At 52.2% G+C, this 22,399-nt stretch carries 23 protein-coding genes and 1 pseudogene; 9 read left to right on the top strand and 15 right to left on the bottom strand.

Annotation, left to right across the window (positions count from 1 at the left end):
- Positions 1-45 precede the first annotated feature (45 nt).
- The 15 genes and pseudogenes from argS to FRIGORI9N_RS13050 all read right to left on the bottom strand — a co-directional run bounded on the left by argS (position 46) and on the right by FRIGORI9N_RS13050 (position 13,804).
- The gene (gene argS, locus FRIGORI9N_RS13115; RefSeq protein ID WP_159572046.1) at positions 46-1,785 is read right to left on the bottom strand and encodes an arginine--tRNA ligase; all 1,740 of its coding nucleotides are present in this window, start codon (positions 1,783-1,785) and stop codon (positions 46-48) included.
- 96 nt (positions 1,786-1,881) lie between these two features.
- Positions 1,882-3,675: a PAS domain-containing protein gene (locus FRIGORI9N_RS13110; RefSeq protein WP_236550896.1), complete on the bottom strand. Its 1,794-nt coding sequence runs from the start codon at positions 3,673-3,675 to the stop codon at positions 1,882-1,884.
- Positions 3,676-4,032 (bottom strand): annotated as a pseudogene (locus tag FRIGORI9N_RS15595) (GAF domain-containing protein); the annotation flags it as partial. It lies immediately after the preceding gene.
- 311 nt (positions 4,033-4,343) lie between these two features.
- Complete coding sequence (locus tag FRIGORI9N_RS13105) at positions 4,344-5,594, bottom strand: DUF2254 domain-containing protein (protein WP_159572040.1); 1,251 nt, start codon at positions 5,592-5,594, stop codon at positions 4,344-4,346.
- A gap of 10 nt (positions 5,595-5,604) precedes the next feature.
- Positions 5,605-5,892, bottom strand: coding sequence for a hypothetical protein (locus tag FRIGORI9N_RS13100; protein ID WP_159572037.1), 288 nt, complete (start codon positions 5,890-5,892; stop codon positions 5,605-5,607).
- Positions 5,893-5,907: 15 nt separating this feature from the next.
- A complete protein-coding gene (locus FRIGORI9N_RS13095; RefSeq protein WP_159572034.1) occupies positions 5,908-6,540 on the bottom strand; it encodes an FMN-binding negative transcriptional regulator in 633 nt (210 codons plus the stop codon).
- A gap of 4 nt (positions 6,541-6,544) precedes the next feature.
- Entirely contained in the window at positions 6,545-6,934 is a 390-nt protein-coding gene (locus FRIGORI9N_RS13090) for a hypothetical protein (RefSeq protein ID WP_159572031.1), read from the bottom strand.
- 43 nt (positions 6,935-6,977) lie between these two features.
- Complete coding sequence (locus tag FRIGORI9N_RS13085; protein WP_236550895.1) at positions 6,978-7,718, bottom strand: sulfite exporter TauE/SafE family protein; 741 nt, start codon at positions 7,716-7,718, stop codon at positions 6,978-6,980.
- A 16-nt stretch (positions 7,719-7,734) separates the two neighbouring features.
- The gene (locus FRIGORI9N_RS13080) at positions 7,735-8,262 is read right to left on the bottom strand and encodes a GNAT family N-acetyltransferase (RefSeq protein WP_159572025.1); all 528 of its coding nucleotides are present in this window, start codon (positions 8,260-8,262) and stop codon (positions 7,735-7,737) included.
- A 5-nt stretch (positions 8,263-8,267) separates the two neighbouring features.
- Positions 8,268-8,834: a TIGR00730 family Rossman fold protein gene (locus FRIGORI9N_RS13075; RefSeq protein WP_159572022.1), complete on the bottom strand. Its 567-nt coding sequence runs from the start codon at positions 8,832-8,834 to the stop codon at positions 8,268-8,270.
- Positions 8,835-8,876: 42 nt separating this feature from the next.
- Positions 8,877-10,049, bottom strand: coding sequence for a hypothetical protein (locus FRIGORI9N_RS13070; protein WP_371717279.1), 1,173 nt, complete (start codon positions 10,047-10,049; stop codon positions 8,877-8,879).
- A 41-nt stretch (positions 10,050-10,090) separates the two neighbouring features.
- Positions 10,091-11,086, bottom strand: a complete 996-nt coding sequence (locus FRIGORI9N_RS13065; protein WP_159572019.1) for a glutathione S-transferase family protein — start codon at positions 11,084-11,086, stop codon at positions 10,091-10,093.
- 53 nt (positions 11,087-11,139) lie between these two features.
- On the bottom strand, positions 11,140-12,681 hold the full coding sequence (locus tag FRIGORI9N_RS13060) for a cryptochrome/photolyase family protein (protein WP_159572016.1): 1,542 nt from the start codon (positions 12,679-12,681) through the stop codon (positions 11,140-11,142).
- Between the two features lie 8 nt (positions 12,682-12,689).
- Entirely contained in the window at positions 12,690-12,857 is a 168-nt protein-coding gene (locus FRIGORI9N_RS13055; protein ID WP_159572013.1) for a DUF2256 domain-containing protein, read from the bottom strand.
- 5 nt (positions 12,858-12,862) lie between these two features.
- Positions 12,863-13,804: a MerR family transcriptional regulator gene (locus tag FRIGORI9N_RS13050; RefSeq protein WP_159572010.1), complete on the bottom strand. Its 942-nt coding sequence runs from the start codon at positions 13,802-13,804 to the stop codon at positions 12,863-12,865.
- Positions 13,805-14,205: 401 nt separating this feature from the next.
- Here FRIGORI9N_RS13050 and folE2 point away from each other — a divergent pair, with 401 nt between their 5' ends.
- The 9 genes from folE2 (at position 14,206) to FRIGORI9N_RS13005 (ending at position 22,306) form a co-directional block, all read left to right on the top strand.
- Positions 14,206-15,009: a GTP cyclohydrolase FolE2 gene (folE2, locus tag FRIGORI9N_RS13045; RefSeq protein ID WP_159572008.1), complete on the top strand. Its 804-nt coding sequence runs from the start codon at positions 14,206-14,208 to the stop codon at positions 15,007-15,009.
- A 117-nt stretch (positions 15,010-15,126) separates the two neighbouring features.
- Positions 15,127-16,440 carry an NAD(P)/FAD-dependent oxidoreductase gene (locus FRIGORI9N_RS13040; protein ID WP_159572005.1) on the top strand — a complete coding sequence of 438 codons (1,314 nt, stop codon included), beginning with the start codon at positions 15,127-15,129 and terminating at the stop codon, positions 16,438-16,440.
- The gene (locus FRIGORI9N_RS13035) at positions 16,440-17,258 is read left to right on the top strand and encodes a DUF1365 domain-containing protein (RefSeq protein WP_159572003.1); all 819 of its coding nucleotides are present in this window, start codon (positions 16,440-16,442) and stop codon (positions 17,256-17,258) included. The genes FRIGORI9N_RS13040 and FRIGORI9N_RS13035 overlap by 1 nt, the downstream gene beginning before the upstream one ends.
- On the top strand, positions 17,255-18,481 hold the full coding sequence (locus FRIGORI9N_RS13030) for a cyclopropane-fatty-acyl-phospholipid synthase family protein (protein ID WP_159572000.1): 1,227 nt from the start codon (positions 17,255-17,257) through the stop codon (positions 18,479-18,481). Before FRIGORI9N_RS13035 ends, FRIGORI9N_RS13030 begins: the two co-directional genes overlap by 4 nt.
- Positions 18,478-19,047: a chalcone isomerase family protein gene (locus FRIGORI9N_RS13025; RefSeq protein ID WP_159571997.1), complete on the top strand. Its 570-nt coding sequence runs from the start codon at positions 18,478-18,480 to the stop codon at positions 19,045-19,047. Before FRIGORI9N_RS13030 ends, FRIGORI9N_RS13025 begins: the two co-directional genes overlap by 4 nt.
- A 16-nt stretch (positions 19,048-19,063) precedes the next feature.
- On the top strand, positions 19,064-20,449 hold the full coding sequence (locus FRIGORI9N_RS13020; RefSeq protein ID WP_159571994.1) for an MFS transporter: 1,386 nt from the start codon (positions 19,064-19,066) through the stop codon (positions 20,447-20,449).
- Positions 20,446-21,000 carry a DUF3833 domain-containing protein gene (locus tag FRIGORI9N_RS13015; RefSeq protein WP_159571991.1) on the top strand — a complete coding sequence of 185 codons (555 nt, stop codon included), beginning with the start codon at positions 20,446-20,448 and terminating at the stop codon, positions 20,998-21,000. Before FRIGORI9N_RS13020 ends, FRIGORI9N_RS13015 begins: the two co-directional genes overlap by 4 nt.
- Positions 21,001-21,036: 36 nt before the next feature.
- Entirely contained in the window at positions 21,037-21,843 is an 807-nt protein-coding gene (locus tag FRIGORI9N_RS13010) for an SDR family oxidoreductase (RefSeq protein ID WP_159571988.1), read from the top strand.
- The gene (locus tag FRIGORI9N_RS13005) at positions 21,830-22,306 is read left to right on the top strand and encodes a nuclear transport factor 2 family protein (RefSeq protein ID WP_159571985.1); all 477 of its coding nucleotides are present in this window, start codon (positions 21,830-21,832) and stop codon (positions 22,304-22,306) included. Before FRIGORI9N_RS13010 ends, FRIGORI9N_RS13005 begins: the two co-directional genes overlap by 14 nt.
- The last annotated feature ends 93 nt before the right edge of the window (positions 22,307-22,399 follow it).

The following is a 22,399-nucleotide window of genomic DNA, read 5'->3' as shown; positions in this document are numbered from 1 at the left end:
ACCCTTATTCAACAAGGGTTTTGAGCCAAAATCGCCAGAACCCGGTTACATCCGTTTGGGCGCGGAAACACCCAAAACCGCCAGGCCGTTCGCCAACACGGTCGCCACAGCCACGAGCAAGGCTACACGCGCGGTTTTCAAGGCCAGGTCGTCGATGCGCACTCGCTCGGCATTGTAGAAAGTATGGAATGCGCCAGCCAGCTCGCGAAGGTAAAAAGCGATGTGGTGTGGCGCCAACTCATCGGCAGCCTTGGACAAAATGTCCGGGTAAGAAACCAACGTTCTGAGCAAAGCAAGTTCAGATGGCGCACCCAGAAGGGCCAAATTGGCGCTGTGAACCGTTGCCAAATCCACTTCGGCCTGATCGAGAATGGAATGAATCCGGGCATGGGCATACTGCACGTAATACACCGGGTTTTCATCGGATTGGGCCAAGGCCAGATCAACATCGAACACGAACTCGGTGTCGGCTTTGCGGCTGACCAGGAAAAAACGCACGGCGTCGCGGCCTTTGACGAGCGCCTCTGGCTGTTCCAGCATAGGCTGGCTTTCATCCACCCCGCCCGACCAGCAAATCAGGTCGCGCACGGTGACATAACTGCCGGCACGCTTGGAAATTTTCACTTCCTGACCGCCCTTCATGACAGTGACCATTTTGTGCAGTACGTAATCGGGGTAGCCCTGCGGAACACCCACATTGCATGCCTGTAAGCCGGCGCGCACGCGGGCAATGGTACCGTGGTGGTCGGTGCCCTGCACATTGATTACCTTGCCAAAGCCGCGCTTGAATTTCTGGATGTGATAGGCCACATCGGGCACAAAGTAGGTGTAACCACCTTCGGATTTGCGCATGACCCTGTCTTTGTCATCGCCGTAATCGGTCGAGCGCAACCACAGTGCCCCGCCTTCTTCAAAGGTTTTACCAGAAGCAACCATCAGCGCCACTGCGTCTTCTACCTTGCCCTCGGAGTAAAGCGAGCTTTCAAGGTAAAACTGATCGAATTTCACACCAAAGGCTTGCAAATCCAGGTCTTGCTCGGCGCGCAAGTACGCCACAGCAAAGGCGCGAATTGACTCCAGGTCTTCCACATTGCCATTGCCTTTCACTGGTTCACCGTCAGCGGCCTGCACTTCCCGGCCAGCCAGAAAATCGACGGCGATATCGGCAATGTAATCGCCGTTGTAGGCACTTTCGGGCCATTCAGCATCGCCGGGTTTAAACCCTTTGGCACGGGCTTGAACTGAAATCGCCAAGGTTTGAATTTGCACCCCGGCATCGTTGTAATAGAACTCTTTGTGAACCTTCCAGCCCTGCGTTTGCATGGCTGCCGCCATGGCGTCGCCCAATGCAGCCTGGCGACCATGGCCTACGTGCAGCGGGCCTGTGGGGTTGGCCGAGACAAACTCGATGAGTACAGTTTCGTCAGCATGGGCCTGTGATTTACCAAATTCCGGACCTTGCTTCAGTACCTCGGCCACCACAGCAACCCGGGCTTGCTGGCTTAACCGAATATTGATAAAGCCTGGGCCTGCCACCTCAACAGCGTCGACCAGCCCCGCACATGACGGATTGGCCTTCACATGGTCGGCCAGCAATTGCGCGAGTTCGCGTGGGTTGCGGCGCGCGGGCTTGGCCAACTGCATGGCCAAATTGCAGGCTGCATCGCCGTGGCTGGCGTCTTTGGGCTTTTCCAGCGCCGCCACGCCCTCGAAGGGCTGATTAAGGGCAGCAGCAGCGGCCGCTTCGAATGCGGCGATCAGTGTGTTTCGTTGTTGGGCAAGCATGTGGAGGCGTCGGGGCAGTGTTGATGAGCTAAGCCCCTGATTGTACCAAGGATTCCACGCAAGGTACTTGAACCAACAACATGCCCAGCCTTTGAATTATTGGTAAGCGCCGGGTTCCCGCAACACCAACAGCACATGGCGCGTCGAACTGCGTACCTCCGTCGAAGGGCGAACCTCAACAACACACGAGCGGCTCACCCCGTTGGGGTCGAGGTACTGGAGTTGAACCGAAGCATTTTGCCACTTCATAATGGCCTGGGTTAACTTGCGCACGCCACTTGATCCAAATGTCGCGACAGCAAACCATTCGGGATCTGCATTCAATATTGAATCCGGGCCTCTATTGAACCTGTTCCCGAATGCATCATTGACATACACAACACTACACGTGTCAGTGGATTCTGCATTTAATTCAAGCAAAACAACGGGTGATTCACTAAGCGCAAGTGCCTGCTCGGCAAAGGACAGTTGCTGCTGGTTTCTGTGTTGACTTGTAACGTCATTAATTACGCAGTAAGACGCGTTGTGCCCACGAATAAACTTTGTTTTGATTAGTTTACCGGTGGTGGGTACATACAGTTCATACGACTCGGACGCACCTTGATATCTCATTTCCGAAAGCGCCTTCGACAGCGCTGCCGGGGTCAGCCCGGGAAGCAATGTTTGTATTGATATGCCAGCAACAAAACCACTTACAGCACCCAAAATACATTTGCGGGCTGCTGAATTGGCAAAAACCACCAAGTTCGAGTTGTCGAATTCAAGCAAGCCATCGCTCATATTCTGGAGAATCAAATCTCGAGTGAAAGAATTGGTTTCAGCGTCCAACCTGGCGGCTCTTGGCTCGGTCACGTCAATCAGAAAAACACTTAGATTGGGCTTCTCGCCAAGTACGGTGTCGACATTTAACAGGATCTGATACCAGTGTGTAAGCCCAAATTGTTCCCGTTTAAATTCAAGTCGCTCTGATGAACAGCTTTCCAGGCATCGCGAAAGAACGGCCTTCAACTCACGCCCAGAGAATATTTCCAGCGCGACAAGCACCTCATCCAGAGGTGGCGCGTGGCCCAAAAGGCCAATCGTTTTACGAAGCTCGGGCGCTATGTATATTTGACCAGTTGCTCCGTGACAAAAGAAACCGGGAGCGCACAAGGCTTTTGACATCGATTCGTTGTAGGCAGCGGCCAGATCCATACTCTGGGACTGCAAGTTAACAGTTAATGCTGCCAGGAACACACCAGCTGTGGATGAATCTGCACCGCCGTCCCAACTTAGTTGAACAGTGTATGTACGAAAGTAACCACCATGATTCTTGAGCTGAAGCGTTAAACTGCGCCGCCCACCATTGTCGCGTACTGCCTTGCAAGCCTTAATAAAGCTGGCGATATTGGCTGGGTGAAGAAAATCCAGCAGCCGGAAGGTCAAACTGTGGGTATCACCAACAACTTTTGCCGTGTAATCGGGGCAGATGTGAAATTCGCAGTGATCAGGAATAATCAACACCGACGATTTTGGTGCATCACGCTGCACGATGTGAATTTGCATCTCGCCACGTTTGTGTAACGATGCCCCCTGCCCTGCTATTTTTACCTGTTCGCAAACTTTAAGCACGGTGCCATCGGCTAGACCCATTTGATAGCTGAAAGGCTCACCAGAAGCCCTACTCCTTTCTTCCAGCACGCGCTCACGATCACAATCGAATACTTGTCTGGTAAACCAGTCTTTAACGACTGCGGTTTCTTTCGGGAAGCCCAGAAAATGCGAAAGGGTCGTATCCATTACCACGCTGTCATTGACCAGAACTCGGGTCCAAACAGCGTTGAACTCCGTTCCAGGGATGGTTCTAGGCGTATTTGAGCGGCTACTTTTCAGGAGCAACAATTCGGCCATGCGACCCATTTTCTCAATGATCTGTACCTCTGAAACAGTCCATTGGCGAGGCGTTACATCGAGAATACAAAAGCTTCCAATTCGCGAGCCCGCGGAACAATACAATGGAACACCGAGATACGATCTGAGCCCCAACGGGCCTGTGACCAAAGGATTCAACTTGTACAAGGGGTCCGTTAATGTGTCTTGGATTTTGTATGGCTCGCTACTTTGAATGGTGTGCGTACAAAATGAACCGCTTCGATCGGACTCGCAAACATTCAATCCTGTTTTCGCTTTGAACCACAAGCGATCCTGATCAACCAAAGAAATCAGACAATACGCCGCATTGAACACCCGAGATCCGAGTTTGACCAAAGCATCCAGTTCTGGCTCGGAAGGACTGTCCAACAGTTGAGTTCTGTATAAATCGGCCAACCGGTCCGATTCTTTTTGGTTGGGAAAGGCATCAGAAACGATCAAGAGAAACTCACCAGAATCAAGGATTTTTGCAATATCGAGCTCGGGCAGACAAACCTGAGACGCGTGCTTTTTTGCGTTGCAACACTTAGCACACGTTATCGCATGAACCAATTCAATGAACTGTGTGAAATAGTAAAATTATTGCGAATGAAACAATCGTTTTCAAATTGTGGCGTCAAAAAAACAAACTACTTAATAAATTTAAATTACTTACAGAGAGACGCCCTTCTGACCGCCTCAATGTCTTCGGGCAAAGTCATGGCCAACTCATTTCTGGCCAATGCCCTTCGAGAATGCTCCAGGCAAGCCGAGCGAATGGCTGGATTGCCAAAACCGGCCATGGCAACAAATGCCTTTTGCAAGCGGATAGACACCTCGACCGTGCCCGCTGCATCCCTGGCCAATCCATTGAAAGCATCATCAAACATGTCAACTTCTCGAATGGAGGGAACGCTGATGCGGTCGTACACCACCGTGTCATCCGGGCTGTTGTCCCCACTGGCCCATTGATGAAAAAGTCGTGTGGCCGTGCCAATGACGTCAATGGCAGTGCCGGGATCATTCACCGCCGGGGACAAGGCCCGGCTGGCAATCTCGCACAAAACAATCAAGCCGAATCTAGGGTCTTGGTCGTAAGTTCGCTGATCGGCCAAGTAAAAGGCAGCCGCCAATTCAGCCAGGCAATCAATTTGCTGCTGGGGTGAGCCCTGTATAAAGGCCACCGGGTTAGCCGGCGTACAAAACTTACCTGGCAACACGACCATTTCGATTTCGATATCAAATTTTTCAGCACAGGCTTGCAACGACGGCATGTCGACGCGTTGCAAATACCCTACCTTTGACAAGACCAGCGGAACGCCCTGCAAAGTGGTGGAATTTGAACCTGGCTTACCACCAAGATAGGGTTGCTTTAACCGGCTGACAAATGACGCTGCCACGGCCACTTCAACTTTGTCAATGGTGTTACCCATGCGACCAAGGCGGGCAATGCTGTCCATCCACCGTATGAACGTGAGGATAACCAAGGCAAAAACCAGCACACTGACCACGAACAGTGCAAACCGGCCCGCGTGCTCGTACAGATCGTTCTGAAGAGCCACCAATGACACAGCCCCATAAATAAACACGCCGATAAAAACAGACAGGGCGTTCTGCGAGGTGTCGTCTGCCAACACCACTGAAAAGGCGCGCGGCGTGGCGGAATTGCTGGCCGAGGCATAGGCAGTCACCATGGCCCCAACGGCAAACATGGCAATAACCAACATGCTGGAGGTGACCAAATTCAGCAAAGTCTCAATGGAATCAGTGCTGACATCGGGCACCCAGACGGACGCATTGGTTTGATCAGCCAATGTCGCCAAAAACGCAAAGGCAACTGACAGCAAACTGACCAGCAAGGGTTTCACCCAAAGCTTTTCGCGAATTCGGTTCCAGTGGAACAACAGGTTTTCCCGCATTGCTAAGTCCTTATTTCTTTTTGGCTACCCAGGCAAAATGCCTTTGCAAGGCTTCATCGGCGAGCAATGTTTCGGCGCTTGAAAATTGCTTGGCCAACCGCATTTCATCATACAAATCATGAATACCATCGTGACAAAGCCTGCAAATATTGACGCCCTTGTTCAAGGTTTCTTTGTCGAAATTCTTTCTGTAAAAGGCACGACGGTGCAACTTCTTGGGAATCAAGTGATGAAACGTGAGTGCTGTGAATCGACCGCAACACAGACAATGACCACTTTTCAGGCGTAAGGACGACATTGCAGTGGCACCTGCTCAAAGACTTTTCTTCACCAGGTCACGCATTTGAAGAGCCTTGTCAGTGCCTTCGCCTTCAAGTCCCTCAACAACTGTCACCCGGTTTTTAGGTGGTTGGTTTTGACTCACTTTCCATTTGCCCACCATGCTTTCGATTTGAACCTCAAAACCCACAATGGCCTGCTTGATTTGGTTCAGAAATTCAGCAGGCGCGTCATTCACGGACCAAGGCATGTCTCGCCGACTTTCCTGCTGCGCAGTTAAATCTTCAAGTTGCTGGTGCAGCCATGCGGCATCATCCACCACCTGCATCTGCCCTTTCACATGCACCACTGCGTAATTCCAGGTGGGCACCACCTTCTCCGTTTCCTTTTTGGTCGCATACCAAGAGGGCGTAATGTAATGTTCAGCCCCCTGAAAAACCAACAGGGTTTGTGGCGACACTGCCAAATCTGACAGCATTGGATTGGCCCGCGCCACATGGCCACGCAGTACTTTTTGCCCGCGGGTATTTTCAGCAAACACCATGGGAATGTGATTGGCATTCAGCCCCGAGACCGACATGGTGATTACCGTGGCTAACGGGTGGGCTTTGATCAAACTCAACAACACCGGAACCGAGGTTTCCTCAAACTGCTTGGGCAAATACATGGGCTTACTTCACGATTTGAATTTGGGCTGGGTCGACTACAAGAATTCGGGTTTGATCCGCAAATTGCTCAACCAAACCTGACACCACAATGGTTTTACCAAAAAAGAATTTTGGCAAGTCGTGAATACCTTGATAGGAATACCAAGTGGCGACACGGCCATCAATGACCACAGTCAGGTTGGCAGAATCGCGAAAATTGGTGTGTGAATTGAGATCGACTTCATCACGATCAGTGCGAAGTTTGCTGGAGCGAACTTTCATTTGAACCTGGACTTCCTGATTCAATCGGGTAAGCGCCTTCTCTGCAGCGATCGGGGCTGCCTGAACCAGGCCGATGCCCGCCAAACCGGTCAAACCCGCCGATACGCACAGGGCAAGAAGCATGCGCCGCATGTTTTACTCCAAGGCATTTGTGTGGCTTTCAGTGTATATCAGCCTACAGCCAAACGACACGCACAATCATGTACCCGCCCAAGGCCAGTAGGCCTACAAAAAATACGGTTTTGAATGTTTCTGCACTTATTAGCGTTCGGCATTTTTGCCCGGCCAATACACCTGCCATGGTGGGAATCAGGCACAAAGTGGATTCCCAGGCCGCCGCCAGTTCGAACCGCCCTTTGAAATACAAACCCACCGCCAAGGCAAAAGTGCCCACGGTGAATACAAGCCCCAAGGCTTGCAGCAATTCATCTTTGCTCATACCCAATGAATTCATGTAGGGCGCAGAGGGCACTGACGACACCCCGGTTGCCCCAGCCAAAAAGCCGGTAAGCCCACCCACTACTGGCGATGCCCAACGTTCATTGCCTGCATTCACATGCATATTGAACTTGAACAAGCCCAACATGGCGTACACGAACAACACCAAACCCAATGCCAGCGTGGCATAGACTGGCGTGCTACCGGTTAATACGCCCACGCCGAAGGCCGCACCAATGCACACCATGATCAACAGCGCACTGAACCGGCGCAAGGCCTGCAGAAAACCGGGACCAACCAGCATTTGCCACACATTGCTCACCATGGAGGGCACCACGATTAATGCAGCCGCCTGCACGGGCGGCACAACCACGGCCATCAAGCCGATCGCAATGGGCGGCAGGCCCATGCCGGTCACACCTTTCACAAAACCTGCCACCAAAAAAGCCAGCCCCACAACCAGGGTGTAATCGTTCACTTCCAAAATTTGTCCTTTAGATTGGTACTGGGCTGGAATTGCCGCCATCGCCCAAAGCACGTTGCATGATGAGTGTGCCCACCCAGCGATTGAATTTGTAGCCCACGTTGGGCATGCGCCCTACTTCTTCGAAACCCAGCTTGCTGTGCAATTCAGCCGAACCGGCCGTGCCCCCTTGTGTAATGACGGCCACCATTTGACGCCAAGGGCCTAGTTCACACCGGCGAATGACCTCGCTTAGCAAAGCCGCGCCGATACCCTTGCCTTTGTGGCTTGGCGACAAATACACCGAGTCTTCAACCGTGTATCGATATGCGGGCCTGGGCCTGTAAGTGGCTGCATAGGCATACCCCACAATTTCAGCGTCAATTTCGGCAACCAGGTAGGGCAACTTTGTGTTCAGTATCGCTTGCCAGCGTGCACACATTTCTTCAAGTGTGGGAGGCACCAACTCGAAGGTGGCCAGTTCATGCAATACGTAGTGCGCGTAAAGCGCGTGCACGGCAGTCATGTCAGCCAAGGTGGCATCACGAATCGTAAGCATGGTGCTTATACCCACTTCACCACTGCAGGCGCTTCGTATTCCTTGAACGCTGCCAAAAGCTTGCTGGCATCGGTGTGTGCCATCAGCATGTTGCGGTGCTGCGGGCGAATAAAAGCCTCTGCATGTGCATGGTCCAGAAATGAAAGCAAGCCATCGTAATAACCGTTTACATTCAAGATACCCACAGGTTTGTGGTGGAAACTGAGTTGCGCCCAGGTCAGGATTTCAAACAATTCTTCGAAGGTTCCCAAGCCACCGGGCAAGGCGATAAAGCCATCGGACAATTCCGCCATCATGGCTTTGCGCTCGTGCATGTCACGGGTTACATAGAGCTCGGTGAGCGCGGGGTGAGCCAGTTCTTTGGTGACCAGTGTTTGAGGAATGACACCAACCGCACGCCCGCCAAGCCTTAACACCTCTTCAGCCACAGCCCCCATCAAGCCCAAATTGGATCCGCCATAGACCAGCCCCAGCTGGTTGGCCACTAGCGCTTGGGCCAAAGCCCTTGCGCCTTCGGCATACTCGACCCGGCTGCCCGAGCTTGAACCACAGTACACACAAATGTTTTTCATAGAGGTTCAAGCAAGAAGATGGGGCTACCCCCGATCGAAGAATCAAAAAAATCTGGAATGCAATGCATTAACCCAAGCTTGGCGTGCTTTAACGGCCACTTGCGCCACTGGCTCGCCTGCTTGAGCATTGGCGATTTTATCACCAAGGAAAGCTTTGTAATGCCCCTGTTCCACTTCTGCCACAGCATGATCTACACATTGGCTTAATGGACTGTCACCGAGCAAGTGTTGAATCAGGCGGTTCACTTGTTGCAAACGTGCTGGCTTGCGAAATACATCCACCCGATTAAAAAACTGGCCTGTCGCGGCGGCATCAAAATGAGCTTGCTGCGCGAAAGCATGACTAATCGACGCAACCACTGCCAAGTCCTCGGTATCGCGGGGCAAACGCCATGCTTTGGCAAGTGACTTGATTTGAGCAGGATTCAGGAAAAACCCCAGTGAATACACCCAACGGTCCTCGGCATTTCGCAAACCGTTCAAGCGATCGTACTCGGGTTTATCGAAGCCGGAAAACGGCACCTGACAGCTTGGGGCCAGTTCGCCCCAGGCATTTAATTTGCCAATCAACTTCAGCATGCGAGAAGGCTTTTCTTCGCCCATGCCTTTGTGCAGCTCGGCATAGACCCGCTCAGCCACCAAGTGTTTCAACTCGCCGCTGTTACGCAGTTCGCCGCACAGGGCCATTGTTTCTTCAGCCACTGAGAAATCAAGAAAACGCGCAAGAAAACGCGCCAATCGAAGCACGCGCAGCGGGTCTTCAGTAAAAGCGCTGCTGACATGACGCATCAATTTGTTCTGAAGATCCTGAACACCATTGAACGGATCGACCAGCGCACCAGTCGCACTCATGGCCATGGCGTTCACGGTGAAATCGCGCCGCGCCAAGTCTTCTTCCAGGGTGACCGAAGGGTCTGCGTGAAAGGTGAAACCCTTGTAACCATGGCCACTTTTTCGCTCGGTGCGGGCCAAGGCGTATTCTTCTTTGCTCACAGGGTGAAGAAAAACCGGAAAATCTGCACCGACTGGCGTGAATCCCGCAGCCAGCATATTGTCTACCGTGGCGCCAACAACAACCCAGTCTCGATCGCTGCTGGTACGGCCCATTAAGGGATCACGAACGGCGCCGCCGACCACATAAACCTGCACAGTAGGCGGTAGTTGTGCGATCACGGAGTCAGTCTGAAAACCTTGTAGTTTGGGGTGAAAGGCCATGGGCAACACAGAAATCAATGTTGCCCAAGATTACCACCGAATCAAGCCAAGTGGCTTGAGGGCAAACGGGTGCGGTTGTGCTCACGCGTGTAATCAATTGAAGGACCGGCAGGCACAACCCGGGTTGGGTTGATCATGTCGTGGCTGTAATAGTAATGCCGCTTGATGTGATAAAAATCGACTGTTTCGGCAACACCGGGCCACTGGTACAACTCGCGCACATAATTGGAAATGTTCGGGAAATCCTCAAGCCGTTGTCGATTGCATTTGAAATGGCCGTGGTACACGGCATCAAAACGAATCAGGGTTGTAAACAAACGCCAATCAGCCTCGGTGATTTGAGCACCCACCAAAAAGCGGTTGTTCTCAAGAATTTTCTCAATTGAATCGAGTGCCATGAACACGCCGTTGTAGGCTTCTTCGTAGGCGCCCTGTGTGGTTGCAAAACCGGCACGGTACACACCGTTGTTGATGTTGTCGTACACCAGGCCGTTGACGCGATCGATCATCGTACGCAAGTGCTCGGGGTAATAATCGTCGCTGTTCCCTGTCATTTCATTGAATGCGGAATTGAACATACGAATGATTTCCGACGATTCATTGCTGACAATTTGATTCGTTTTTTTACACCACAACACAGGCACAGTGACACGCCCCGAATAATCGTTTTTGTGGCGCGTGTAAATTTGATGCATGAACTCGCTGTTGAACAGGGCGTCGCCCGTGCTGGCGGCATCGGTGTTGAAAGTCCAGCCGTTGCTCAGCATGTCAGGGCTAACCACCGACACGCCAATGTGACTTTCAAGATTTTTCAGTTTTCGGAAAATGAGTGTGCGGTGCGCCCAAGGGCAGGCCAAAGACACATAAAGATGATACCGACCACTTTCAGCCTTGAAGCCGCCCGCGCCTGTTGGCCCGGCACTGCCATCGGCGGTTACCCAGTTGCGAAGTTGCGCACTTTCGCGCTGAAATTTGCCACCACTGGAACTGGTGTCATACCACTTGTCATGCCACTGACCATCTACAAGCAAACCCATGTGTGTACTCCTTGAATTGCAACAACCAGCCTTAACCTTAGCAAAGCAGGCGCTTACAGTTGTTCAATATTCTTGAAGGTGTCGGCCACTTTTTCCCGAAGTTCAGTGCGTTGGGCATCATCCAGCCGCGCGATGTTCTTGGCCATCAGGCCGGTACGCGGGTTGGCCGACAGCATTTTTTCATGCTGATCCAGAAAGCCCCAATATAGCGTTGTGAACGGGCAAGCCTTATCGCCGGTTTTTTCGATCGGGTTGTATTTGCAAGCAGTGCAATAGTTGCTCATGCGTTTGATGTATGCACCCGATGCAATGTAAGGCTTGCTGGTGAATCGCCCGCCATTGGCAAACAAAGCCATGCCTGCCACGTTGGGTAGTTCAACCCACTCCACGGCATCCACGTATACGGCAAGAAACCAGTCTTCGACCTGTTGGGGAACAATACCGGCCAACAAGGCAAAATTACCAATCACCATCAAGCGTTGAATGTGGTGCGCGTAGCCATAATCAAGCGTTTGGCCAATGGAATCTTTCAGGCAATTCATGTGGGTTTGCCCGGTCCAGAACCACTTGGGCAAGTTGTGATTGGCCTGTAGAAAGTTGTCCTCACGCATCTTGGGCATGTCGAGCCAATACACACCGCGCATGAATTCGCGCCAGCCCAGAATTTGACGGATGAATCCTTCCGCACTGGCCACATCCACCTTGCCTGCGCGGTATGCAGCCTCTGCTTTTTGAATCACTTCAAGCGGATGCAGCAAATGCAAGTTGATAGCACTCGACACCAAGGAATGCCAGCCAAATGGCGTGTCGGTCCACATGGCGTCCTGGTAAGACCCGAAATTTGAAAATCGATGTTCGATGAATGTATCAAGCGCCTGCAAAGCCTGCGCGCGTGTTACTGGCCAAGCGAAGTTTTTCAGCGTGCCGGGGTGATCCGGAAAATTTGCTTCAACCTCAGAAAACACGGCGTGGGTTATTTCATCAGGCTCAAAAAACTCAGGGGGCGTAATGTTGCCGGGGCCAGCTTTTGGAAATGCACTGCGATTGTCGGCATCATAGTTCCATTTGCCCCCGGCTGGCTCACCGCCATCCATGAGCACACCCGTGCGCTTTCGCATTTCCCGGTAAAAGTATTCCATGCGCATTTGCTTGTAGCCGCTGGCCCATCTCGCAAACTCTGCACGGCTGCACAAATAATGCGTGTCTTCCAGCATGCGGAGCTTCAGGTTTTCGGACTTGGCCAGCTTTAAAAATTCCTGCTCCAGTCGCCATTCGCCGGGTTCAGCCATGTCCACACTGGTAAAGCCATGCTGTTTGCACAACGCAGCAATTTCCTGCACCAAGTTGTTTTGACCGGTGTCGCCAAGTTTGCGGTAGTGAACGGTGTAGCCGGCTTTGCGCAATTCTTCAGCAAAGTGGCGCATGGCACCGAGAAACAAGGCGATACGTACCTTGTGAACCCACACCACGGTTGACTCAACCGGTGATTCCACCATAAGGACTTCGGCTGATTCGGGAGGGTTCGCCAGTAGTGCCGGATTTTGAAGGTCGAGCTGATCGCCCAACACCACCACTGCTTTGACTTTGCTGCTCATATTATTGACTACTGCTTTTTTGGGGCTGCCTTGCGGCAGGCGTCTGAACAATACTTCACTTCATCCCAATTCTTGGCCCAGTTTTTTCGCCAAGTCATTTCCTTGCCGCAAGCCACGCAAGGCTTGCTGGGCAAATACGATTTATTGCCCTTGTACGACTGCTGCTTACTGGCCACAACACTTACTGTTGATTGAATTTATTGCGCAGGCGCCAATCGGCAATCGACTCGCTGATGGACTCCAGGCTGGAGAGCAATACAAAGTCCTCGGAGGGCTTTTTACGCAAGGCTGTCGAAGAACCACCACACCAGATTTCAACCATTGGTGGCAATTTCTCTCGCAACTCGGCAACGGCCTCGAGCACCGCAGGCGAGCTTTGAATGACAGAGAAAGACAAGGCCACAATGTTGATGTTCTGGGCTCGGGCGGCCAACACAATGTCATACGTTGGCGTTTGAGTTCCCAAGGAAACGCACTGTGCGCCTTCCATGGAAAAAATACATTCAGCCATCAACAAACCCAAGCCATGCAGCTCATTGGGCAGGGTGGTTAACAACACCCTGGGGCCTTTGCGCGTGGAGGGAATGGTGTTCAAGGCATTGCGCAACACAACTTGAATGGTTTCGGTGTAAATGTGTTCTTCGAAAATTTCAAAGTAACCGCGCGCCCAAGCATCGCCCACCATCGCATTAAGCGGAGCCACCACCTCAACCACAAAACGGCGCAAACCCATGGTAAGTGCAAGGCGCGACATGGTCTGTCGGAACTCCTCGGCGTCGTGTCGCTTGATCAATTCCATGTAGCCGTTCAGTTCATCGAGACTGTCTGGCGCCACATTCATGCGAGTGCCGGCACTGCTGACTTCGGCCAGCTTGACCAACTCATCAATGCTTAAACCTATGATTTTTCCGGGGCGATGACCGCCATCCAGAAGGCGCTTGATGACGCGAAGTTTTTCAACCTGATCGATCGAGTAAATGCGCTCGCCGAAGGAATCGCGCCCAGGTTGGGGAAAGTTGTAGCGTTTCTCCCAAACACGCAAGGTGTCTTTGGGCAAGCCGGTGTCCCGCTCGACTGCTGCTATTGAAAATGAGGGTTGGCTTAAATCTGCACGCTCATTCATACCTGAACCTGACCACGGTGAAACTTCAACATCTTTGTTTTGTCCTAGACAAATTGACTTGCCACACTGAACGAATAATAATGGAACTCAAAGCTTGATTGCTAATCAAATTAGCACATTGGCTGAGATTTAACCACACATATAGAGACATTCAAGTGGAATTCGTACATTGTAAAGACAACTATCTGTCTAGTCCAGTCCGGGTAAACCTGTGGAACACTGCCGCATTGTTTACCCCGGTATTGGGCACTCCGTTGCTTGGGTCTATGGCACAAGCGGCAAGTTGTGGAAACCTTCAAAAGCAATGTTTCACCGACACGCCAGGAAGTTACACAGGCAATACGCCGTGCACTCGATGCACATCCAATCACCAGCAGTAATTATTATTGGAGCGCTTCATCATGAATGCACCGGACGGACTATTTTTACCTGACGAACAATCACGCGCGGACAAGCGCAACATTGCCATTCAGCGCGTCGGCGTGCGTGCGATCAAACACCCGATTATCGTTGAAACCCTGGAAGGCCCCCAACCCTCTGTGGCCACGATTGACATGTCGGTATTTTTGCCTAGCGATGTAAAAGGCACCCACATGTCGCGCTTTCTGGAAATTCTGCAATCGCAAGAAAGCGCACTGACCCCGCAGGGCATGAAGCACATGATGCATGACATGCTTCAGCGACTTGATTCGAGCGCGGGCACCATCACCATGAAGTTTCCCTACTTCGTGCGCAAGGTTGCGCCCGTCTCGGGTGTGGCCAGTTTGCTGGATTATGAAGTCACGCTTGAAGCGGACAACAACGGCAAGTCGACCGATGTTTTCATGACTGTGGTGGTTCCGGTCACCAGCTTATGCCCTTGCTCCAAAAAGATTTCCGAATATGGTGCCCACAACCAGCGCAGTCACATCACGATTCGGGCTTTGGTGGCCGACAACATTGCGGTGGAAGAACTGATCCGCATGGCGGAAGAATCGGCTTCTTGCGAACTGTGGGGCTTGCTCAAGCGCCCTGACGAGAAATATGTGACCGAGCGCGCTTACGACAATCCGAAATTTGTTGAAGACTTGGTGCGCGACGTGGCCATTCGTTTGAGAGCCAGCAAAAAGGTTATGGCCTATCGAATTGAAAGTGAAAACTTTGAATCGATCCACAATCATTCTGCGGTGGCCTGGATAGAAGAGGACAAACGTCAAGAAAAGTAAGAAGTAAGAGGTAAGTTGGCCCTGGCTTCAAAAGCCGGGGTCAAATTCATTTACTGCAGTAAATAAAAGGTTAGGATGCTGGTAAAAACCCTTGCCTTTTTTCAACACCGAGTACAAATGACCAAGAATTCAAAAGAACTGCTGCCGAAAGTCGCCATTGTAGGTGGTGGTATTTCCGGTCTGACAGCCGCTTATGCGCTACGAGACCATGCACACACCACCCTGTTTGAGGCCAATGCGTACATTGGCGGCCACACCAACACGGTTGATATTGAAGTGGAAGGCAAGCAGGTTGCCGTGGACACCGGTTTTCTGGTTTACAACGAGCGCACCTACCCCAACCTGATCCGCTTGTTCGATGAGTTGGCGGTTGAAACCGTGGAATCGGACATGTCTTTTTCAGTGTGTTTGCCCGAGCTGAACATTGAATGGGCTGGCACCAACCTGAATACTGTATTTGCGCAGCGCCGCAATTTGTTGCGCCCGCGCTTTCTGCGCATGTTGCTGGACATTGTGCGCTTCAACAAAGAAGCAACCGCCATGGTGGCTGATGCAGGTCGAGCCGCTCTTTTCCAGAGCAAGGCAAAAATGCACCTTGGTGATTATCTGGTTGAAGAAAAATACAGTGCAGAATTCCGCGACTGGTATTTGATACCCATGGCGGCGGCCATATGGTCTTGCCCCAGTGAGCAAATGCTGGCCTTTCCGCTGGCCACGTTCATTCAGTTTTGCCACAACCATGGTTTGCTGCAAGTCAACGACCGGCCCAAATGGTTCACCGTGAAAAACGGGGCACGCAATTACGTGCAAAAAATATTGCCTTTCGTCGATTTGGTCCACTCGAACACACCCGTACTTGAAGTTGACACCACGGGCACAAAACCCGCCGTGAAGACAAAGCTGGGCGAGCAAGAGTTTGACTATGTCATCGTGGCCTGCCACAGTGATGAGGCGCTGGGCATGCTGAAAGGCAACGACCTGCAAAAGGCGCAGTTGCAACACATTAAGTACCAGCCGAACGTGGCCTATCTGCACACCGACGTGAAGCTGATGCCCAAAACACGGAGTACCTGGTCATCGTGGAATTACTTGAGCGATGTGCTGAATCCGCAACCGAGCGTGTCGGTGACCTATTGGAGCAACTTGCTACAACCCCTGCCTGTTGAAAAGCCGATTTTTGTGACCTTGAACCCGATTATTCAACCTGACGCGAAGCAGGTATTTCGGGAAATTCATTACTCTCACCCAGTGTTCGATGTGCCTGCGGTTCAAGCACAACAGGTCTTAAGCGAACTTCAAGGCTTGAACAATGTCTACTTGGCAGGTGCGTGGATGAAGTATGGTTTCCACGAAGATGGTCACACTTCGGGCTTGAATGCAGCGCGTGCGTTGATCGACAAACTGGCGAAAATCAAACAGAAGGCAGCTTGATGGCGCAAGAGCGTTTTCAACTCAGCAATGTAAAACTGGCTTGGGGCCTGGTGAAGCATCACCGGTCACTTCCCAAGCCCAATGGCTTTACCACGGGCGCGTGCTTTGTGCGCCTGACCTTCTCGACCCTGCATGAACCAAAACCAGCGCACGCTTACCCAGTGATCGATGGCCGGGGTTTGGTGTCGGTGTCTGCCAGCAATTATGGATTTGAACCCCACGCGCTGAAGTTTCCTGAGTTTGTGACTGAACTGGTGTCCAAAGTTGAGGCAAAAACAGGCAGATCGCTTCAAGGTGAAGTGCATTTGCACACCTTTCCCAAAGTATTTGGCTATGTATTCAACCCAGTCAGCTTTTGGTACTTTCACGATGAAGCACAACAGTGTCGCGCTGTGATGTGCGAGGTGAACAACACCTTTGGTGAACGGCATTTTTACTTGCTCACTGCACCTGAAAGCCAGGCACCACTGAACAAGGGCATGTTGTTGCACGCTAGGAAAGAATTTCACGTTTCGCCTTTCTTCCCGGTTTCAGGGCGTTACGAGTTCAGGTTTGCAAGCAGTGCGAACCGAACCATGGCGCGAATCAACTACTTTGAAGGCTCCATTCAACAGCTCAGCACCAGTGTTAGCGGCGAACTGGTGCATCCAAACACCCTGCTCTGGGGTAAAACCTTATTGAAATACGGCTGGTTTACATTGGCTGTAATCGCAAAAATTCATTGGCAAGCGGTGAAACTGCTGTTTAAAGGCGCGAAGTTTCATGGCAAGCCTGCCCCACCCCGTCAAACAATTACGCAGACTGAACTCGAAGCATGACTCAAGCCATTACTTTTTCCCAGTTTCGACTGCCCAGCCATGCACCGTCATCGGCACAGTGGACCCTGAAATTGCTGACCAAACTCAAGAAGGGACGCCTGGAGATTGTGACTCCTGAAGGCGTGCACCTGCTGTTTGGGGGCGAAGAAGACCAACCCAGTGCGAAAATCAAATTGAACTCGTGGGCGGTATGCCAGCGCGCACTGAAAGCAGGTGACATCGGCTTTGCCGAAGCCTACATTGCAGGCGAGTGGGAAACACATGACATTGCTTCGGTATTGGGCGTGTTTCTTGAAAACCGCAAAGCAGTGGAAACAGTGATTTATGGCAGTTTTCTGGGCAGTATTGCTTACAAAATCAAACATTTGTTGAATCGCAACACCAAGGCTCAGGCCAAGAAAAACATCCATGCCCACTACGACTTGGGCAACCCGTTCTACCAATTGTGGCTAGACCCCACAATGACTTATTCCAGCGCCCTTTTTGACGGCAACACCAGCCTGAGTCTGGAACAAGCGCAGCATGCCAAATACGAAGCCATGTTGAATTACCTGACACCCCAGACGGGCGAGCAGGTTCTGGAAATTGGATGTGGCTGGGGCGGATTCGCCGAGAAAGCATGCGCAGCAGGTGCCAGCCTGGTCGGCTTGACCCTGTCGACTGAACAACTGGCTTTTGCCAAAGCGCGTTTGGCAAAACAGGGTTTTGCTGAGCAGGCCGATTTCCGTCTTCAGGATTACAGGGATTGCCGTGGCCAATTCGACCACATTGCATCCATTGAAATGTTTGAAGCGGTGGGCGAAGAATATTGGCCCGCCTATTTCCAGTCGGTAAACCGCTTGCTGAAGAATGGTGGCAAAGCGGCAATTCAAACCATTGTGATTCAAGACGAGCTGTTTGACCGTTATCGCAAAGGCACGGACTTTATTCAGCAGTATATTTTCCCGGGCGGCATGTTGCCTTCACCCGCAAAATTCAGAGCCATGGCAGAAAAGCATGGATTGCGCGTGGTGTCGGAAAAAGCCTTCGGGAAAGACTATGCTGAGACATTGCGTCGCTGGCGCTCTCAGTTCATGAAAACGCTGGAGCAAGTAAAAAATCAGGGCTTTGACGATCCGTTCATTCGCACCTGGGAGTTTTACCTGGCCTACTGCGAAGCTGGCTTTGAATATGAAAGCACCGATGTCATCCAGTTTTACCTCGAGAAGGTGGAAAACCAATGAAGTTGTTCCCGGCCCAGTTCATTCAACATGTTTTGCTAGGCCTGACCTTGCTGGGCACAGCGCCCCTGGCCCTGGCCAACAGCAATTTGAATGCGCCGCCCAAACAAGTCATTCAAACCATTGAGAACGCGAAACGGATGGGCCATGGCACACTTCGCTGGTTTGGCCTGCGTGTGTACGACGGCCAATTGTGGTCCAACACCGACCCCGAAGGATTCAACTACAAGCGCGACCCCGCATGGCTTGAACTGAAATATGCCAGAGACTTTGACGGCAGCGACATTGCCGAACGCAGCATTGAGGAAATGGAAGAAATTGGCGCGGGCACCGAGGTGCAACGCCAAGGTTGGCGGGTGAAGTTGACATCAATCTTTCCAAATGTGGAAAAGGGGCACACCTTGAGTGCGCTATTCACGCCCGGCAAAGGCGTACTGTTTTTTCGCAATGGCCTGCCCCTGGCCAAAGTAGATGACCCGGAACTGGCCGAGGCGTTCATGGGCATTTGGTTGGACCCAAAAACCTCTGCGCCCGAAATGCGCCGCGAACTGATTGGCTTGAAGCGTTAATCACGGCCCCGCCGACATGAACCCAATGCCCCGAACCAGCGCCAAAGACCTGCTGAATTATGGCCTTCTGGGCTGGGCCTTGGGCGCCGTGGCAGTACCCATCTATATTCAGGTGCCCTACCTGTACTCCCGAATTTACGAAGTTCCATCGGCATGGGTGGGCATTATTTTGCTGTTGTCACGCCTGCTCGATGCTGTACTCGACCCCGCAATTGGTTTGTGGGTGGATCGCCGCAGCGGCCAGGGCAACCGGTACGCCCTTCCCCTGCTGCTTGCGGTGCCTTTGCTGTTGCTGGGTATGGCGGGTGTATTTTTTCCCTTGGGTAGCAACCCGACTGAATACGCAGCCAGCCTGATGGTGAGTTTGATTGTGGTGCACCTGGGCTACAGTTTTGCCAGCATTGCCTACCAAGCCTGGGGGGCAGAATTGGGCCACACCGACAAGGAACGGTCAACGTACGTGGCGGTGCGTGAAGGCGTGGGCATTCTGGGTGTGGTGTTCGCCGTGTCGTTGGCGCTTGAAACGAACGCAGGCCTGATATTCACGGTGTTCGCGGTGATGCTGGTGATAGGCATGTTCTTGCTCTTGAAGTTTTCACCCCAACCCGATCGTAGCGCGCAACAGCCGGTAAGTGCTCTGGCTCAAACATTCAACCATGTGCAAGCTGGCGCATTGGCGGCCATCCGCAAGGGGTTTGCCGATATTGTTCAACCTTTGCGCAGGCAAAACTTCCGAAAACTGATGGGTGTGTTTTTGTGCAATGGCCTGGCCGCTGCATTGCCCGCCACGCTGGTGCCTTTTTACATGCGCGACCGACTGGGTTTGGGCGATTCCGACCAATGGGTGCTTGCTGTGTACTTTTTGGTGGGTGCAGCATCCACTGTGTTCTGGGTTTGGCTTTCCAGCAAAATCGGCCTGGCTCGGGCATGGCTCTTGGGCATGATTTTGTCCATTCCAGCCTTCATCATTGTGATCGTACTCGGAGAAGGCGACCTGGCGGGTTACCTGCTTGTGTGCATTGTCACTGGCTTTGCATTGGGCGCAGACCTGTCGCTGCCTGCCGCATTGGTGGCACGCTTGATTGAAGAAAACGGCGAGCGCGGTAAAACAGAAGGCACCTATTTCGGACTTTGGAACTGGATCAACAAATTCAATTTGGCGCTGGCACCCAGCTTTGCGCTGGGCACCTTGCAATGGTTCAGTTATTCGGCCGACATGGCAACAACCGAGACCTATCAAAACATGGGGCTGTTACAACAATTGGCCAACGACCCGCTGCTGTGGGTGTACGCCTTGGTGCCTTGTGCACTGAAGCTTCTGGCCATTGTGCTGTTGGGCCGTAGCGGTCTGGCCAGCCTGAACCAAACCACAAGCAACACAGCAATCGGGAGTACTGCATGATTTACGCACAACAATGGGCACGCAAGCTGCAACTGGCTTTCCTCGCCTTGGCCGGCGCACTGGTTTTAACAGCGTGCGCAAGCCCGCAACCCACCGACTATGCACAAGAAAAACCGGTGCTGGACCTGAAAGAATATTTCAATGGCACCATTGACGCCTGGGGTGTGTTTCAGGACCGATCTGGCAAAGTAGTGAAGCGGTTTACAGTGGTGATGAAATGCACTTGGGACGGCAACACCGGCGTGCTGGATGAAGACTTTACTTACTCCGACGGCACCACACAAAAACGGGTGTGGACGCTGAAAAAAGACGGCAACAAATACACCGGCACGGCTGGCGATGTATTGGGGCAAGCCAACGGAGAAACTTCCGGCAATGCATTTCAATGGAAGTACACCATGCTGCTGCCCGTGGACGGCACCACCTACGAGGTGCAGTTCGACGACTGGATGTACCAGATGGACGACAAGGTGATGCTGAACCGTGCCACCATGAGCAAGTTCGGTATAGAGCTGGGTGAAGTATTACTTAGCTTTCGCAAACGCGACTGAGTACAAAACCGAGCGGCAAACTACAAAGGAAATCGCATGAGCTTTAATCCGAAACTGACCCAATGGCAAAACAAACGGGTGTGGCTGGTGGGTGCATCCACTGGTATCGGCGAAGCATTGGCCCGCCAACTCGACCAACTGGGCTGCAAGCAAATGTTATCGGCCCGCAGCGCAGACAAGCTGACCACATTGGCCGGGGAGTTGCAACATGCCACCGCCCTGCCCTTGGACATTACGCAGCAAACTGCGGTGAAGGCCGCTTTTGACAATGTCATGGCAGCGTGGGGAGGCGTGGATTTGATTGTGTTGATGGCGGGCACTTACTCGGAAATGTCGGTTGCTGAATTCGACATCGAGAAAGTGAAACAGCAAATCGACGTGAACCTGAATGGCACCATGTACGTGCTGGCCAACCTGCTGCCCAAATTGCTTGAACAAAAATCGGGGCACCTGGCGATAGTGTCCAGTGTGGCAGGCTATCGGGGCTTGCCGAACTCGCTGGCGTATGGCCCCACCAAGGCTGCGCTGATTAACCTGGCTGAGGCCTTGCACGTGGAGCTGCAGCCACACCACGTGGGTGTGAGCGTGGTCAACCCAGGGTTTGTCGACACCCCGCTCACCCGCAACAACACCTTCCCGATGCCTTTTTTGATTACAGCAGAAAAGGCTGCACAGGAAATTATTACAGGCCTTGAAAAAGGCGAATTTGAAATTCATTTCCCCAAGGCATTCACGCGTACCCTGCGCACCTTGCGTGTATTGCCCTATTCGCTTTATTTTGCGGCGGTGCGCCGAATCACGGCCAATAAAAACAAACCGGAACTGGGCAATGAACAAAGATAGTCACGCAAAAAGCCTGGCACCGCTAGACCGCCAGAAGCTCTCTGAACCTTTGCGCAGGCTGATTGATTTTTTTGAACACATCACCGAGCAAACAGTGGCAGACATGCCCAAATTTTATGCGGCTGATGCTTATTTCAAAGACCCGTTCAACGAAGTCAACCAGGTTGAGGACATCGCACGTATTTTTGGCGAGATGTTCCATCAGGTCAACAACCCACGCTTTGTGGTGCACACCGCATTTGAATCCGGCCAACAAGTATTCATGGCCTGGGACTTTCTGTTCGAAATGAAGCGCTTCAAGGCCGGGCAGGTGCAGTGCATCAAGGGTTCGTCGCACCTGTTGTTGAACCATAACGGGCTTGTACAGTCCCACAGAGACTACTGGGACACGGCTGAAGAGCTATACGAGAAGATCCCGGTGTTGGGAGGACTGATGCGCTGGCTAAAAAAGCAAGCGGGCTAAAAGCCTGAACCAGACGGGTTTTGGCGTACACTTGTGCACATAAATGCCCCGTGTCACCAAATCTTCATGCGCTTCATGACATGTCTTGTTAAA

Source organism: Limnobacter sp. 130 (assembly GCF_902506325.1).
In the GTDB taxonomy this organism is placed as follows: Bacteria; Pseudomonadota; Gammaproteobacteria; order Burkholderiales; family Burkholderiaceae_B; genus Limnobacter.
Note: the sequence above shows the minus strand (reverse complement) of the source record. Positions and strands in the feature narration are given on the sequence as shown.

What these genes read in the sequence shown, in the direction of transcription:
- FRIGORI9N_RS13060 (WP_159572016.1), bottom strand. Translation starts at nt 12,681, where the DNA reads ATGAGCAGCAAAGTCAAAGCAGTGGTGGTGTTGGGCGATCAGCTCGAC.
- FRIGORI9N_RS13015 (WP_159571991.1), top strand. Translation starts at nt 20,446, where the DNA reads ATGATTTACGCACAACAATGGGCACGCAAGCTGCAACTGGCTTTCCTC.
- FRIGORI9N_RS13025 (WP_159571997.1), top strand. Translation starts at nt 18,478, where the DNA reads ATGAAGTTGTTCCCGGCCCAGTTCATTCAACATGTTTTGCTAGGCCTG.
- FRIGORI9N_RS13105 (WP_159572040.1), bottom strand. Translation starts at nt 5,594, where the DNA reads ATGCGGGAAAACCTGTTGTTCCACTGGAACCGAATTCGCGAAAAGCTT.
- FRIGORI9N_RS13010 (WP_159571988.1), top strand. Translation starts at nt 21,037, where the DNA reads ATGAGCTTTAATCCGAAACTGACCCAATGGCAAAACAAACGGGTGTGG.
- FRIGORI9N_RS13090 (WP_159572031.1), bottom strand. Translation starts at nt 6,934, where the DNA reads ATGCGGCGCATGCTTCTTGCCCTGTGCGTATCGGCGGGTTTGACCGGT.
- argS (WP_159572046.1), bottom strand. Translation starts at nt 1,785, where the DNA reads ATGCTTGCCCAACAACGAAACACACTGATCGCCGCATTCGAAGCGGCC.
- FRIGORI9N_RS13095 (WP_159572034.1), bottom strand. Translation starts at nt 6,540, where the DNA reads ATGTATTTGCCCAAGCAGTTTGAGGAAACCTCGGTTCCGGTGTTGTTG.
- FRIGORI9N_RS13075 (WP_159572022.1), bottom strand. Translation starts at nt 8,834, where the DNA reads ATGAAAAACATTTGTGTGTACTGTGGTTCAAGCTCGGGCAGCCGGGTC.
- FRIGORI9N_RS13070 (WP_371717279.1), bottom strand. Translation starts at nt 10,049, where the DNA reads ATGGCCTTTCACCCCAAACTACAAGGTTTTCAGACTGACTCCGTGATC.
- FRIGORI9N_RS13050 (WP_159572010.1), bottom strand. Translation starts at nt 13,804, where the DNA reads ATGAATGAGCGTGCAGATTTAAGCCAACCCTCATTTTCAATAGCAGCA.
- FRIGORI9N_RS13020 (WP_159571994.1), top strand. Translation starts at nt 19,064, where the DNA reads ATGAACCCAATGCCCCGAACCAGCGCCAAAGACCTGCTGAATTATGGC.
- FRIGORI9N_RS13005 (WP_159571985.1), top strand. Translation starts at nt 21,830, where the DNA reads ATGAACAAAGATAGTCACGCAAAAAGCCTGGCACCGCTAGACCGCCAG.
- FRIGORI9N_RS13110 (WP_236550896.1), bottom strand. Translation starts at nt 3,675, where the DNA reads ATGGCCGAATTGTTGCTCCTGAAAAGTAGCCGCTCAAATACGCCTAGA.
- FRIGORI9N_RS13065 (WP_159572019.1), bottom strand. Translation starts at nt 11,086, where the DNA reads ATGGGTTTGCTTGTAGATGGTCAGTGGCATGACAAGTGGTATGACACC.
- FRIGORI9N_RS13100 (WP_159572037.1), bottom strand. Translation starts at nt 5,892, where the DNA reads ATGTCGTCCTTACGCCTGAAAAGTGGTCATTGTCTGTGTTGCGGTCGA.
- FRIGORI9N_RS13030 (WP_159572000.1), top strand. Translation starts at nt 17,255, where the DNA reads ATGACTCAAGCCATTACTTTTTCCCAGTTTCGACTGCCCAGCCATGCA.
- folE2 (WP_159572008.1), top strand. Translation starts at nt 14,206, where the DNA reads ATGAATGCACCGGACGGACTATTTTTACCTGACGAACAATCACGCGCG.
- FRIGORI9N_RS13035 (WP_159572003.1), top strand. Translation starts at nt 16,440, where the DNA reads ATGGCGCAAGAGCGTTTTCAACTCAGCAATGTAAAACTGGCTTGGGGC.
- FRIGORI9N_RS13040 (WP_159572005.1), top strand. Translation starts at nt 15,127, where the DNA reads ATGACCAAGAATTCAAAAGAACTGCTGCCGAAAGTCGCCATTGTAGGT.
- FRIGORI9N_RS13080 (WP_159572025.1), bottom strand. Translation starts at nt 8,262, where the DNA reads ATGCTTACGATTCGTGATGCCACCTTGGCTGACATGACTGCCGTGCAC.